Source organism: Pseudaeromonas paramecii (genome assembly GCF_039540575.1).
In the GTDB taxonomy this organism is placed as follows: Bacteria; Pseudomonadota; Gammaproteobacteria; order Enterobacterales; family Aeromonadaceae; genus Pseudaeromonas; species Pseudaeromonas paramecii.
In genome coordinates this window covers 1-13,228 of sequence record NZ_BAABFC010000016.1, presented here as the reverse complement: position 1 = coordinate 13,228, position 13,228 = coordinate 1, and the positions used below count along the sequence as shown (strand labels likewise).

At 60.2% G+C, this 13,228-nt stretch carries 12 protein-coding genes; 8 read left to right on the top strand and 4 right to left on the bottom strand.

Annotation, left to right across the window (positions count from 1 at the left end; all coding sequences use genetic code 11):
* Positions 1-124: 124 nt before the first annotated feature.
* Complete coding sequence (fbp, locus tag ABD847_RS12280; RefSeq protein ID WP_345013506.1) at positions 125-1,138, top strand: class 1 fructose-bisphosphatase; 1,014 nt, start codon at positions 125-127, stop codon at positions 1,136-1,138.
* Between the two features lie 101 nt (positions 1,139-1,239).
* Here fbp and ABD847_RS12275 read toward each other — a convergent pair whose 3' ends face one another.
* Positions 1,240-1,740 carry a YfbU family protein gene (locus tag ABD847_RS12275; protein WP_345013420.1) on the bottom strand — a complete coding sequence of 167 codons (501 nt, stop codon included), beginning with the start codon at positions 1,738-1,740 and terminating at the stop codon, positions 1,240-1,242.
* Between the two features lie 236 nt (positions 1,741-1,976).
* On the opposite strand from ABD847_RS12275, the gene ABD847_RS12270 reads away from it, so the two are divergent.
* From ABD847_RS12270 to ABD847_RS12255, 4 genes are read left to right on the top strand one after another with little or no spacing between them, the layout of a single operon-like run.
* A complete protein-coding gene (locus ABD847_RS12270; protein ID WP_345013418.1) occupies positions 1,977-2,510 on the top strand; it encodes a hypothetical protein in 534 nt (177 codons plus the stop codon).
* A gap of 20 nt (positions 2,511-2,530) precedes the next feature.
* Positions 2,531-3,508 carry a glycosyltransferase family 2 protein gene (locus ABD847_RS12265; RefSeq protein WP_345013416.1) on the top strand — a complete coding sequence of 326 codons (978 nt, stop codon included), beginning with the start codon at positions 2,531-2,533 and terminating at the stop codon, positions 3,506-3,508.
* Complete coding sequence (locus tag ABD847_RS12260) at positions 3,505-3,876, top strand: GtrA family protein (protein WP_345013414.1); 372 nt, start codon at positions 3,505-3,507, stop codon at positions 3,874-3,876. The genes ABD847_RS12265 and ABD847_RS12260 overlap by 4 nt, the downstream gene beginning before the upstream one ends.
* A 60-nt stretch (positions 3,877-3,936) precedes the next feature.
* A complete protein-coding gene (locus ABD847_RS12255) occupies positions 3,937-5,094 on the top strand; it encodes a hypothetical protein (protein WP_425568463.1) in 1,158 nt (385 codons plus the stop codon).
* Positions 5,095-5,117: 23 nt separating this feature from the next.
* On the opposite strand, the gene ABD847_RS12250 is transcribed toward ABD847_RS12255, so the two are convergent.
* The gene (locus ABD847_RS12250) at positions 5,118-6,089 is read right to left on the bottom strand and encodes an ABC transporter substrate-binding protein (RefSeq protein ID WP_345013409.1); all 972 of its coding nucleotides are present in this window, start codon (positions 6,087-6,089) and stop codon (positions 5,118-5,120) included.
* Between the two features lie 75 nt (positions 6,090-6,164).
* Positions 6,165-7,505 (bottom strand): exodeoxyribonuclease VII large subunit, encoded by a 1,341-nt coding sequence (gene xseA / locus ABD847_RS12245; protein ID WP_345013407.1) that lies wholly within the window; start codon positions 7,503-7,505, stop codon positions 6,165-6,167.
* 166 nt (positions 7,506-7,671) lie between these two features.
* Here xseA and guaB point away from each other — a divergent pair, with 166 nt between their 5' ends.
* Together guaB and guaA are read left to right on the top strand one after the other, a co-directional pair.
* Entirely contained in the window at positions 7,672-9,135 is a 1,464-nt protein-coding gene (guaB, locus tag ABD847_RS12240; protein ID WP_425568462.1) for an IMP dehydrogenase, read from the top strand.
* A gap of 94 nt (positions 9,136-9,229) precedes the next feature.
* Positions 9,230-10,810, top strand: a complete 1,581-nt coding sequence (gene guaA, locus ABD847_RS12235) for a glutamine-hydrolyzing GMP synthase (protein WP_345013405.1) — start codon at positions 9,230-9,232, stop codon at positions 10,808-10,810.
* 86 nt (positions 10,811-10,896) lie between these two features.
* On the opposite strand, the gene ABD847_RS12230 is transcribed toward guaA, so the two are convergent.
* Positions 10,897-12,015 (bottom strand): Fic family protein, encoded by a 1,119-nt coding sequence (locus tag ABD847_RS12230; RefSeq protein ID WP_345013403.1) that lies wholly within the window; start codon positions 12,013-12,015, stop codon positions 10,897-10,899.
* Positions 12,016-12,433: 418 nt separating this feature from the next.
* Here ABD847_RS12230 and ABD847_RS12225 point away from each other — a divergent pair, with 418 nt between their 5' ends.
* Positions 12,434-12,889, top strand: a complete 456-nt coding sequence (locus ABD847_RS12225) for a hypothetical protein (protein WP_345013401.1) — start codon at positions 12,434-12,436, stop codon at positions 12,887-12,889.
* The last annotated feature ends 339 nt before the right edge of the window (positions 12,890-13,228 follow it).

Sequence of the window (13,228 nt, the reverse complement as noted above, 5' to 3'; positions counted from 1 at the left end):
CTTACCCTCATCTGCTGAATCGATTCTTCTATGGTGGCTGCCCGAATGACGCTATGGTTCAGAAAGCGTTTTCAGTGGAGGTGTTGCCATGCAGGAAGTCAAACAGGTTGTTGTGCAGGAAGCCATGCCGATCGGGACCACGGTCGGCGAGTTTATCATCCGTCAGCAGGCGGACTTTCCCCATGCCACCGGCGAGCTGAGCTCCTTGCTCTCCTCCATCGAACTGGCGGCCAAGATAGTCAATCGCGAGATCAACAGGGCGGGACTGAGCCATCACATCCTGGGCTCCATGGGCCAGACCAATGTGCAGGGGGAGGAGCAGCAGAAGCTGGACTGGTATGCCAATGAGCAGTTCAAGCTGGCGCTGGCGGCCCGCGGCGAGGTGTGCGGCCTGGCTTCCGAGGAGGAGGAGGAGTTTGTCGCCTTCGACCCCTTGCAGGGGCGGCACTCCAAGTATGTGGTGTTGATCGATCCCCTGGATGGCTCCTCCAACATAGACGTCAACGTCTCAGTGGGGACCCTCTTCTCCATCTACCGGCGCCTGACACCGGTGAATACGCCGGTGCAGCAGCAAGACTTTCTGCAAACCGGGCGGGCCCAGGTGGCGGCGGGTTACATCATCTACGGCTCCTCCACCATGCTGGTGTACAGCACGGGGCGCGGGGTGAACGGCTTTACCCTGGACCCGTCCATCGGCAGCTTCTGCCTGTCCCATCCCCAGATGCAGATCCCGCCCCAGGGGCGCATCTACTCCATCAACGAGGGTAACTACCTGAAGTTTCCCGCCGGGGTGAAGCAGTACCTGAAGTTCTGCCAGGCCATCGATGCCCATGAGGGGCGGCCCTACACGGCCCGCTACATCGGCTCTCTGGTGGCGGACGTGCATCGCAACCTGCTCAAGGGCGGCATCTATCTGTATCCGTCCGGCAGCAATGCGCCCCAGGGCAAGTTGCGGCTGCTGTACGAGTGCAATCCGCTGGCCCTGCTCATCGAGCAGGCGGGGGGCCTGGCCACCGATGGGGTGACACCGATTTTGGATCTGCAGCCCCAGGCGCTGCACCAACGCACCCCCTTCTATGCCGGCTCCCGGGAGATGGTGTTGCAGCTACAGCAGCTGCTGGCACAGTACGGTCATTGACTGCTGGATACGCTGGCGGGCCAGGAGGTCACTGCGGCTGGTTTGAATCCCGCCCCAGTTGCGGGGCGGGGGATCGGCTTGCTCAGCCGTGTGGCGAGGGATCAGGCATTGAGGATCTTGCGGATTTCCTGGATGGAGAGCTTGTAATGGCGCGGGCACTCCTGCCAGGCGGCCAGCATACGCTGATACTTGTCCCGCATGGCCAGTTCGGCATCCAGGGCCTTGCCTGACTTGCCCAGGGCGGCAAACTTGCCCTCCTCATCCAGCACAAAGCAAACATAATCCGCCAGCTCCTTTTCATGGCCGCGAGAGTAGCCGATGTATTCCAGCCGGTTGGCGGCGATTTCTTGCGCCTCGGTGGCAGGCAGATTTTCGTATGAAACCTTTAGCGCGTGGTACATCTCCAGGGTGCTGTGCACCTCCCGGCAGGTCTCCTCGGTGAGGTGGCCGAAGGATTTCTCCAACTCCAGCAGCTCCAGGCAGTAACCCCGCTCTATGATGGTCTGGCAACGGCGATAGTGGGCGGCCCGTTCCGGATGCATGCCGATGAGGATCTCGTACTGGTTGCTGAGGATAAGGCGCTGAGCATGATTCATGTTCATGGGACTGTCCTGTTAGGTAAGGAAAAAAGCGGCGGCGCAGGGCCAATAAAACATGTCTCCATTGTGCGGGTTATTGTCCACATGGCAATGGCTTTTGCTTGGCCTTGTCATCGTGGCTAGGCCAGGGTCACATCGTGGAAAAATATCCCCAACAAGCTTACGGGGCCTGTTGTTTTCGCCCCGGCTGCATTAGCATGGCAACACTTTTTTGGGAGTGTGGCATTAGCATGTCGCGGATGATGAAAGTGGCCATGTTGGCCTTGCTCTTGGCGCTGTCCGGCTACTACCTGGCGGTGCTCTATCTGGCGGCTCATCCCAAGGTGAGCCTGGCCTACCGTTATTACTACCTGGAGCTCAAGACCCGCTTCTGGTCCCGTTATCAGACTCTGGCCTATGTGCCGGGGGCGCCGATGGATCTGGTGGTGGAGCGGGTTCCCTTCCTGACCCGTGAGGGCTGGCATATTCCAGATGAAACTGGCAAGGGGTCGCTCTTGAGTGAGCCCGGCGGCCTCTATTTTATCTTGCACAAGGTGGATGGTCCGCTGCGCTTGTCCGGTACCCTGACGGTGCCGGTGGCGGGTTGCACCTTGACCGTGGGGCAGGGCCGCTGGCAAGAAACCGTCAAGTTTGCCGAGGCCGGCAGCCAGTCCTTTGCCGTGCTGATACCCAGCGATGGCTTGGTGGCAGATCCTGACCAGCCGAACCTGGTGACCCTGAGCCCCTGCGAGCCCCTGTATTTCCAATCATTGATCATGACCAACCTTGACTAGGCCCTGCCTTGGAGTCCTGCATGTCTGAATTTGCCATGCCCTTTACCCTGACCTTGCTGGTTCCCGTTTTCAACGAGGAAGAAAGCGTCGAGACCTTCGTTAGCCAAATTGATGCGGCCTTGCCTGGTCTCAAGGAACGACTGGAGATCCTGTTCGTCAATGACGGCAGCCGGGATCGCACCCGCGAGGTCATAGAGACGCTGATCGCCCGTGATCCCCGCATCACACTGCTCAACCTGGCGCGCAACTTTGGCAAGGAGGCGGCCATGACCGCCGGTCTGGCCCATGCCCGGGGCGATGCGGTGATCCCGATGGACGTGGATCTGCAGGACCCGCCGGCGCTGATCGAGGAGTTTGTCCGCCAGTGGCAGGCCGGCTTCGATACGGTATACGGGGTGCGGGTGGATCGCTCCGCCGATACGGCGATGAAGCGGCTGACCGCCGGCGGCTTCTACCGCTTCTTCAATGCCGTCTCCACCACCACCAAGATCCCGGAAAATGCCGGTGATTACCGCCTGATGGACAAGCGGGTGGTGGCGGCCATCAACCAGCTGCCCGAGCGCAATCGCTTCATGAAGGGGCTGTTTGCCTGGGCCGGTTTCAAGTCCGTGGGGGTACCCTACGAGCGCCCGGCCCGCCAGGCCGGGGAGAGCAAGTTCAACTACTGGAAGCTGTGGAATCTGGCACTGGATGGGCTGTTTAGCTTCTCCAGCTGGCCGCTGCGGGTGTGGAGTTACATAGGTGCCGGTGTGGCCATGTTGAGTTTCCTCTACATGCTGATCGTCATCATCAAGGTGCTGGTGACCGGGGTGGACATTCCGGGTTACGCCTCCTTGATGACGGTGGTGCTGTTCTTTGGCGGCATGCAGTTGCTCTCCATCGGTATCCTGGGGGAGTACATAGGCCGCATGTTCCTGGAGGTGAAACAGCGCCCCGTGTACATCCTCGAAGGGGTCTACGGTCAGTATGCTCGTGAGTCAAAGCAGGAGACGGCATGATCTCCCGGGAGGAATTCTGGCGACTGTGCCGTTTCGGCCTGGTGGGCGGTGGCGCCACCCTGATCGACCTGGGCAGCTCGGCCTTGCAGCTCTGGCTGTGGCCTGGGCTGGCTGAAAACCTGGTGAGCACCGCGGCCTTCTTCGTCGCCTTCTGGTTCTCATTTTTTGGTCATCGCTACATCACCTTCCAGAAGCAGGGGGCGGCGAGCAAATTTTTGCTGGTGGCACTCTTCTCCCTGGCGGTGCGCAACCTCTTGCTGCTGGGGTTGCTGTGGGCCGGACTCAGTGGCCTGGTTCCGATCGTGATCGCTACCCTGGCGGTGACCCTGCTGACCTACCTGCTGTCCCGGATCTGGGTTTTTGTTTGACCGATTGTTGTTTAACAAGGAGACGTCGTGACTCGTAGCGACACCGTATCCATTCGCCACATGCCCCTGCACATAGGTCGGCGGGATTGGTTGCTGATGCTGCTGGCTTTCGTCCTTAGCCGGGTGCTCTTCTATGCCATCGGCTATTTTGGTGCCATGCACTACAACGTGGAGACCGACTTGGTCGATCCTATCCAACAGGGGCTGTTGGATTCAGTCGAGGTGGAGATACCCCAGATCTTCTGCCAGTTCGACTGTAGCTGGTTTCTGGGGATTGGCGATGTGGGCTATGACCCCTATCCCTTTGGTATGACCACGGGGCATGGCTCCAACTGGGCGTTTTTCCCATTGTTTCCCATGCTGGGCCACGCCCTCGGGGCACTGCTGGGGATCGGCACTCTCAAGGCCTTCTACCTGATTGCCAACCTCAGCTTCATGACCGCGCTGCCGCTGTTCTTCCTCTGCCTGCGCCAGTTGGGGCTGAGCCTGGAGCTGTCACGGTTCGGTGTGCTGTTGCTGGCCTTCTCGCCCTATTCTGTCTATTTCATCGCCCCCTATACCGAGGCCCCCTTCCTGGCCATGATGCTGGCGCTGTTCCTGTTTGGCTATCGTCATCAGTGGCTGGGGGTGGCCATCGCCGGCATCTTGATGGCGGCCACCCGTAACCTGGGGGTCATGGTGGTGTTTCCCGTGCTGGTGTTGGCGGTGCAGGAATATGGCTGGCGTGAGCTGCTGCGGTTTGGCGATCGCGGGCTGCGGGTGCTGCTGACCCTCTGGTGCATTCCGCTGGCGCTGTTTAGCTTCATGCTCTACATGCACTTTCATGTGGGGGATGCCTTCGCCTTCAAGCATATCCAGCTGGCCTGGGGACGCATCCTCGACAACCCGTTCGAGTATTGGTGGGACGGCTTCGAGACTGGCGGTCGCAAGTATTATCTGTCGGTGGTGATCCTGCTGGGCTGGTTGCTCAATGGCTATCTGTTTTGGCAGAAGCGCTATGGCGAGGCGCTGTTCATGCTTATTTGCATCTTTGTGCCCCTGATGACTAGCACCAATGCCATTCCGCGCTATCTGTTTGCCCTCTATCCCACCATGCTGGCGCTGGTGCTGCTGGTGCGCAACAAGCCCTTGCTGCGGCCCTTGATGCTGGCCTGCTCGGCCATGCTGGCCGGCTACTTCGTGGTGGCCTGGGTCAATGCCAAGTTCTTCGTCACCTGAACCGATTTACCCCAGCGGCGGCCTCATGGCCGCCAATTAATGTGGCTATTTTCTCGGAGGCGGGGAGTCAGCTGCCAGCGCTTTAGCTGGCTGCGGCTGAACCAGTAGCTGGCCCGTTCACCGATGCGAATGGGCAGGGCCGATGGCGCTGTGCCGGTCAAGATCTGTTGTGCCAACTGGCCGGCCAGTAGCCCTTGCTCATATCCCTGGATCACCAGACCGCCCACGGCTCCCTGCGGGCCGACACTGAACTCCCAGAAGGCAAACAGGGGCACAGGGCTGTGTTGCGCACTCCATTGCAGCACGGTCTCGGCGTCCACAGGCTGACCGCTTTCATCCTTGAGGGTATGGTAGAGCCCGACAAACAGGGCCCGGAACCCCTTGTCTTTGGCGGCCAACACTTGTTGTTTCCACTGCTGATAGTCGTTGGTCTGGACCAGATCCACCCGTAATCGGCCCAGAGTGACCTGCCGCTTGCTGCCGAAGTTGTCTCTCAGTGCCGTGCTGGCCACCGAGCTGGCATCAAACAGCACCTTTACCCGCCTGACTTCACCCAGCATCTGGGTCATTTCCACTAGGTTGCGCTTCATCAGCGGCCGCTCCAATACCCCGGTGATCAGGGGCTGACCATAGATGTCGCCATGCCTGGGATTGTCATTCATGCCCAAAAACACCACAGGGGTGCCGTGGTTGGCGATGCGTAGTGCCAGCAGGTCGATGGCGATGTCATCCCCCAGGATCACCAGATCCGGCTTGCGCTGCAGATAGGACTGCCAGGCCAGATCCCCTTGGGCGGCAAACTGGCTGGGAGGCAGGCGCTTGGTATCGAGGTAGACATGGGTGAGCTGCTGGTTGGGCAAGGAAACGGCCAAGCCACGGCTGTAATCGTGGATCCAGGGATGGCCAGGATGATAGCTGTGGATCACCAACACCTGAGCGGCTAGGCAGTAAGCACTCGATAGCCATAACAACAGCAGGCCGAGCCAGCGGGTCATCTGCATCTCCTTATGCGGATCACGAGCTGCCATCCTACCCCGATTTACTCAAAGTATCTGAGAAATAACGCAGAATTAAGCCAGACGCTTTAACACCTTGAGCCGTAATCGGCCCTGATGCAGCCGGGTTTCCACCTCGTCCCCTTCCTGTACCTGCTGGCTGCTGTGTAGCAACTGCCCCTGGCTATCGTAGGTGAGGGCATAGCCCCGGGCCAGGATGGCCAGGGGGCTCAGGTCCTGCAGGCGGGCGGCGGCCAGCGCCAGTTGCTGCCGTCCCTGCCGGGTCTGGCGCTGGATGCCCAGGCGCAGGCCATGTTCCAGCTGCGCCAGGGATTGGCGCTGCTGGGCCAAGCGATGGGCCGGGCTGCCCGCCAACAGGCGCTGACGCAACAGCTGCAGTCGTTGCTCGGCGGGGCGGGCCAGGCGCTGGCCGGCCTGTTGCAAGCGCAGCAGCAGCCGATCCCAACCCTGTTGCCGCTGCTGTAATTGGCGCTGGGGATCCTGTAGCTGCAGGCGGCGCGCCAGCTGTTGCAGTGGCAACTGCTGCAGCGCCAGGCGATGACGCAGGCTGCGCTCCAGGCGCTGGGCCAGCCGGGCCAGCCGCTCCTGACGATGGCCCAGATCCGGGCTCACCAGTTCGGCGGCGGCCGAGGGGGTGGGGGCCCGCAGATCGGCGGCAAAATCGCTGAGGGTCACATCCGTCTCATGGCCCACGGCGCTGACGATGGGGATGGGGCTGTGGGCGATGGCGCGCACCAGGCGCTCGTCGTTGAAACTCCAGAGATCTTCCAGGGCGCCGCCGCCACGGCCGATGAGCAGCACATCACATTCGTTTCGAGTCCAGGCCAGCTCCAGGGCCTGCAACAAACGCGGTGCGGCCTCGGCACCCTGCACCGGGCTGGGATAGATCACCACCGGCAGATCCGGCGCACGACGGGCCAGCACCTGCAGCATGTCGCGAATGGCGGCACCGGTGGGGGAGGTGATGATGCCGATTTGGCGAGGGTGGGATGGCAGCGGGCGCTTGCGCTCCACATCGAACAGCCCCTCGGCCTGCAGGCGCTGCTTGAGCTGCTCCAGCTGCAACTGCAGTTGGCCCTCGCCGAACAGCCGCATGCTCTCCACCACCAGCTGATAGTCGCCCCTGGGCTCGTACAGGGAGAGGCGAGCCTGCACCAACACCTGCTGACCCTCCTGTGGGCGGAAGGCGACCCGGCGGTTGTTGCCGCGAAACATGGCGCAGCGTACCTGGGCGCCGGGATCCTTGAGGCTGAAGTACCAATGACCGGAGCCGTGCAGCACCAGATTGGACAACTCGCCGGTCAACCAGACCAGGCCGATTTCATCTTCCAGCAACAGGCGGACGGTACGGTTGAGGCGGCTGACGGTGAACGGCTGGCTGGGTGTGGTCAACATGGGGCGGCTCATTTGTGACGGAGGCAACATTATGGAGAGGTCGAGGGGTCAAACAAACGTTTTGCTGAAAAAAACACAAAGTGCTTTACCTGCAGGGGGGAACTGCCTAGAATCTCGCTGCAATATTTTACCCACCTCCCACAACCGCTTTAGGTGAGATATTGCCATGTTACGGATTGCTAAAGAAGCCCTGACCTTCGACGATGTGTTGTTGGTTCCGGCACACTCCCTCGTTCTTCCCCATACCGCCGATCTGCGTACTCGCCTGACGCACGATATTCATTTGAATATCCCCATGGTCTCTGCCGCGATGGACACCGTCACCGGTGCTCGTCTGGCCATTGCCCTGGCCCAGGAAGGCGGACTCGGTTTCATCCACAAGAATATGTCCATCGAAGAACAGGCTGACAAGGTTCGCCGGGTCAAGAAGTTCGAGAGTGGCATAGTGGCAGACCCGGTCACGGTTCATCCCGAGATGACCATCGCCGACATCAAGGAACTGACCTACCGCAACGGCTTCGGTGGTTTCCCCGTGGTCACCGACAAGGGTGAACTCGAAGGCATCATCACAGGCCGCGACGTGCGTTTTGTCACCGACCTGTCCATGAAGGTCCACGAGGTGATGACCCCCAAGTCCCGCCTGGTCACCGTCCGGGAGAATGCCTCCCGCGAAGAGGTGCAGGCCCTGATGCAGAAACACCGCATCGAGAAGGTGCTGATCACCGACGACCAGTTCCACCTGACGGGCATGATCACCGTCAAGGACTTCCAGAAGGCCGAGCGCAAGCCCAACGCCTGTAAGGACGCCATGGGCCGCCTGCGGGTCGGTGCCGCCGTCGGTGCCGGTGCCGGTAACGAGGAGCGGGTCAAGGCGCTGGTGGAAGCCGGCGTGGACGTGCTGCTCATCGACTCCTCCCACGGTCACTCCCAAGGCGTACTGGATCGCATCAAGGCGACCCGTGAGGCCTTCCCGCAGCTGCAGATCGTGGGCGGCAACGTGGCCACCGCCGCCGGTGCCCTGGCACTGGCCGAGGCCGGTGTCAACGCCGTCAAGGTGGGGATCGGTCCTGGCTCCATCTGTACCACCCGTATCGTCACCGGTTGCGGCGTGCCGCAGATCACCGCCGTGGCCGATGCCGTGTCCGCCCTGGCCGGCAGCAATATCACCGTCATCGCCGACGGCGGTATCCGCTTCTCCGGTGACATCGCCAAGTCCCTGGTGGCCGGCGCCAACTGCGTCATGGTGGGTTCCATGTTCGCCGGTACCGAAGAGTCCCCCGGCGAGATCGAGCTGTTCCAAGGCCGTTCCTTCAAGTCCTACCGCGGCATGGGCTCCCTGGGTGCCATGTCCAAGGGCTCCTCCGACCGCTACTTCCAGTCCGACAACGCCGCCGACAAGCTGGTGCCGGAAGGGATCGAAGGCCGGGTACCCTACAAGGGCCTGCTCAAGGAGATCATCCACCAGCAGATGGGCGGCCTGCGCTCCGCCATGGGCCTGACCGGCTGTGCCACCATTGACGACCTGCGCACCAAGGCCGAGTTCGTCAAGATCACCGGTGCCGGGATCAAGGAATCCCACGTCCACGATGTGACCATCACCAAGGAAGCGCCCAACTACCGCATGGGCTAACCAGGCAGGCGGGGCAAAGGCCCCGTCTTGCTTTATTCCTTTCGTGTTTATCACCGGCACACGGCGTGCCGGTCAGTTAATTATCAGGGCCATCATGAGCAAAAACATTCACGACCAACGCATCCTGATCCTGGACTTCGGTTCCCAGGTGACCCAGCTCATCGCCCGCCGGGTGCGGGAGATCGGGGTCTACTGCGAGCTGTGGGCCTGGGACGTCACCGAAGAGCAGATCCGCGAGTTCAACCCTAACGGCATCATTCTCTCCGGCGGCCCCGAGTCCGTCACCGAAGCCGGCAGCCCGCGGGCGCCGCAATACGTCTTCGAGGCCGGCGTGCCGGTACTGGGCATCTGCTACGGCATGCAGACCATGGCCGAGCAGCTGGGTGGCAAGGTGGAAGGCGCCACCACCCACCGCGAGTTTGGCTATGCCCAGATCGAGGTGAAGGCCCAGACCGCGCTGTTCAATCACATCGAAGATGCGGTGAGCCCCGAGGGCGCCGCCCTGCTGGATGTGTGGATGAGCCACGGCGACAAGGTCGCGCAGATCCCCGCCGGTTTCGTCACCACCGCCACCACCCCCAGCTGCCCTCATGCCGCCATGAGCGATGAAGCCCGTCGCTTCTACGGCGTGCAGTTCCACCCGGAAGTGACCCACACCCGCCAGGGTGCCCGCATGCTGGAGAACTTCGTTAAACAGATCTGCGGCTGTGAGTCCCTGTGGACCCCCAGCACCATCATCGAGGATGCGGTGGCCCGCATTCGCGAGCAGGTGGGTGATGACGAGGTGATCCTGGGGCTGTCCGGCGGTGTGGACTCCTCCGTGGTGGCCATGCTGCTGCACCGCGCCATCGGCAAGCAACTGACCTGCGTGTTTGTCGACAACGGCCTGCTGCGACTGAACGAAGGCCAGCAGGTGATGGAGATGTTCGGTGACCACTTCGGTCTCAACATCGTCAAGGTGGATGCCGAGGAGCGCTTCCTGAGCGCCCTGGCCGGCGTCGCCGATCCGGAAGCCAAGCGCAAGATCATCGGTCGGGTGTTCGTCGAGGTGTTCGACGACGAGGCCAAGAAGCTGACCAACGTCAAGTGGCTGGCCCAGGGTACCATCTACCCGGACGTCATCGAGTCTGCCGCTTCCAAGACCGGCAAGGCCCACGTGATCAAGTCCCACCACAACGTCGGCGGCCTGCCCGAAGACATGAAGATGGGGCTGGTGGAGCCGCTGCGCGAGCTGTTCAAGGACGAGGTGCGCAAGGTTGGCCTGGAACTGGGCCTGCCCTACGACATGCTCTACCGTCATCCGTTCCCGGGCCCGGGCCTGGGCGTGCGGGTGCTGGGCGAGGTGAAGAAGGAGTACTGCGACCTGCTGCGCCGTGCCGATGCCATCTTCATCGAAGAGCTGCGCAAGGCCGACCTCTACCACAAGGTGAGTCAGGCGTTCGTGGTGTTTCTGCCGGTGCGCTCCGTGGGCGTGATGGGCGATGGCCGCAAGTACGACTGGGTCGTCTCTCTGCGTGCCGTGGAAACCATCGACTTCATGACCGCCCACTGGGCCCATCTGCCCTACGAGCTGCTGGGCCATGTCTCCAACCGGATCATCAACGAGATCAACGGCATCAGCCGCGTGGTCTACGATGTCTCCGGCAAGCCGCCCGCCACCATCGAGTGGGAATAATCCCGCGCGGATCGCACTGAGTGAGACAAAAAGCCCATGGAAACATGGGCTTTTTTATCTGATCTCTGCACACACTCTCTCGCCGCTCACCCCATCTTGATCTGATAGCGGGTACTCCTGCCGCCTCCTGGCAATTTTTCAAGACAGCCTTTCTCCAACAAGTCGGCCAGATGGCGTGTGGCGGTGGCTTTACTGACCTTGGCTACCTTCTGATATTGGCTGGCGCTGATGCCCTGCAAAAAACCGTTCTCGCCGCCGTCTAACAGCCGGTTCAGTACCTTAATTTGTTCGGCACTCAGCGGCTCGCTGCCGTGCAGTTGCCAGAACCGGCTCTTGGCCAGAGTACGGATGATCGCTTGCTGGGCCTGTTCCAGCGTGGCATTCAATGTATCCAGAAACCAGACCAGCCAGGCGGTGATATCCAGGCCGCCTTTCTGGGTCTGCTCCAGAACGCGATAGTACTCGGCGCGTTGTTCCAGGATCGCCACCGACATGGCATACAGGCGGATACTCTGGCTATCGGCCTGGGAGAGTGCCAGATCGGTGAGGGCGCGGGTGATGCGACCATTGCCATCATCAAACGGGTGCAAGGTGACAAACCACAGGTGGCAGATGGCGGCACGCAGCAGTGGATCCTGGCTGGGGTCATTTAGGCTGGCGTTGAACCAGTCGATAAAGGCGGCCAGTGCCGATTCGAGTCCCTGGCGTGGCGGCGCCTCGAAATGCACGGTCGGGCGATCCAGTCGTCCGGAGACCACCTGCATCGGCTCTTCACCGCGCAGCTGACCCACCCGCACTCGCTGCACTGTCCAGTCAGCGGCGGGAAACAACCACTGATGCCACTGCAGCAGGCGTTCCAGCGTCAGCGGCTGATGTCGATTGTCGATGGCATCAAGCATCATGGCGGCCAGACCTTCGGAGCGATCCGAGATGGGGTAGGGTTGTTCTTCGGATACGCCAAGCCGGCGGGCCAGTGACGAACGCACCGATTGGGCATTGAGCCGTTCATCTTCAATGGCCGAGGAGGCGAGGATATTGGCCAGCAGGATATCGAGCGCCTGGTCTTGCGTAGAGCCGTGAGCGCAATGGGTGCCAAGCAGCAGGCCGAGATTGCGTTGCGCCGCCCGTAGCCGTGGCTGTAGTGGTTCATCTTGCCAGCAAAAGTGCGGCCAGCCTTGCTGTTGCCAGATCCAGTTAGCGGTCATCTGCTTGCCTAGTCCTTTTCGGTTACACGATCACGCCAGATGAGCCGAATAGAACATATATTCGGCTCACGCAATGAGCCGATAATAGCGGTGATTCGGCTCACGACACAACCGGTATAGCGAAACGAGTCGGCAGGAGGAGTGCGCTATTCGGTCGAGGTTGCGGTGGGCACTGATAACTCACGGATTTTTAGCGGCTAAAATTCTATCCTTTGCCTCCATTCCATGATGAAGCTTGATCTGTTTTCGTGATGAATCACTGAGTTCGCATTAACTCATTGATGAGTCGATTGTTTTACATGAATGAGTCAATGGTATGGTTCCAATAGTGGACTCTTCTCAGTAAAGTTGAAAAGACAGTTTTTACCCCAGTACGTCAGCGTCTAGAGATCCTGCGGCGATTCATGAGGAATAAGTGGTGGCAATTTTTGACATTGAAAAAGACGACTTGCTCCGCTTATCCGATCTTCAACTAGAAGAGTTGATTGCCCGCCTCGCCGAGGCCGAAGTGGCTGCGCATGGTCATAGCCCTGCGTATGTAAACTGGTCCGGTTCAATCAATGCGCCTGATGGAGGCATTGATATTCATGTGCAAGTCCCGGTTGAACAGTTGAAAACAGGTTTTCTGGAGAGGTCCAATACGATCCTTCAGGCTAAAAAACATTCGATGTCGAAGGCCTCTATCAGCAAAGAAATGCTCACCGATGGGCAATTGTCGCCGACGATATCTGAGCAAGCTGCCAGGGGCGGAAGCTATATCATCGTCAGCTTGGAGGATAATTGTTCTCCTCTTATGAAGGAGGATCGCCTCCAAGCTATGCAGGATGCAGTAGCCGGTGATCCTAATGGCGGCAATCTTCACCTAGACTTCTAAGACCGCGCAAAACTGGCGCAATGGCTGCGACAACACCCGTCGATCATGCTCTGGGCAAAACGAAAGCTGGGTCAGGGATACTCTGGTTGGCAGCCATACGGTGCCTGGAGTAATCCACCTGAGGGGACAACTGACACATTGATTTCAGCCCCTGGCGTCACTGTTACTCTGCCATCAGAAAAAGGGTTAACGCTCAGTATTAGTGATGCTATCGATCCAATGCGAGAGCTGATTCGGTCCACAAAGAAGGCGGTTCGCATCACGGGGTGAATCGCCACCGGTTTTCTAGACACCTCACAGTTAGATAAACTAACGCAAAGAGAGGTGTTTCAATGAGCG

What these genes read in the sequence shown, in the direction of transcription:
- fbp (WP_345013506.1), top strand. Translation starts at nt 125, where the DNA reads ATGCCGATCGGGACCACGGTCGGCGAGTTTATCATCCGTCAGCAGGCG.
- ABD847_RS12275 (WP_345013420.1), bottom strand. Translation starts at nt 1,740, where the DNA reads ATGAACATGAATCATGCTCAGCGCCTTATCCTCAGCAACCAGTACGAG.
- ABD847_RS12270 (WP_345013418.1), top strand. Translation starts at nt 1,977, where the DNA reads ATGATGAAAGTGGCCATGTTGGCCTTGCTCTTGGCGCTGTCCGGCTAC.
- ABD847_RS12265 (WP_345013416.1), top strand. Translation starts at nt 2,531, where the DNA reads ATGTCTGAATTTGCCATGCCCTTTACCCTGACCTTGCTGGTTCCCGTT.
- ABD847_RS12260 (WP_345013414.1), top strand. Translation starts at nt 3,505, where the DNA reads ATGATCTCCCGGGAGGAATTCTGGCGACTGTGCCGTTTCGGCCTGGTG.
- ABD847_RS12255 (WP_425568463.1), top strand. Translation starts at nt 3,937, where the DNA reads ATGCCCCTGCACATAGGTCGGCGGGATTGGTTGCTGATGCTGCTGGCT.
- ABD847_RS12250 (WP_345013409.1), bottom strand. Translation starts at nt 6,089, where the DNA reads ATGACCCGCTGGCTCGGCCTGCTGTTGTTATGGCTATCGAGTGCTTAC.
- xseA (WP_345013407.1), bottom strand. Translation starts at nt 7,505, where the DNA reads ATGTTGACCACACCCAGCCAGCCGTTCACCGTCAGCCGCCTCAACCGT.
- guaB (WP_425568462.1), top strand. Translation starts at nt 7,672, where the DNA reads ATGTTACGGATTGCTAAAGAAGCCCTGACCTTCGACGATGTGTTGTTG.
- guaA (WP_345013405.1), top strand. Translation starts at nt 9,230, where the DNA reads ATGAGCAAAAACATTCACGACCAACGCATCCTGATCCTGGACTTCGGT.
- ABD847_RS12230 (WP_345013403.1), bottom strand. Translation starts at nt 12,015, where the DNA reads ATGACCGCTAACTGGATCTGGCAACAGCAAGGCTGGCCGCACTTTTGC.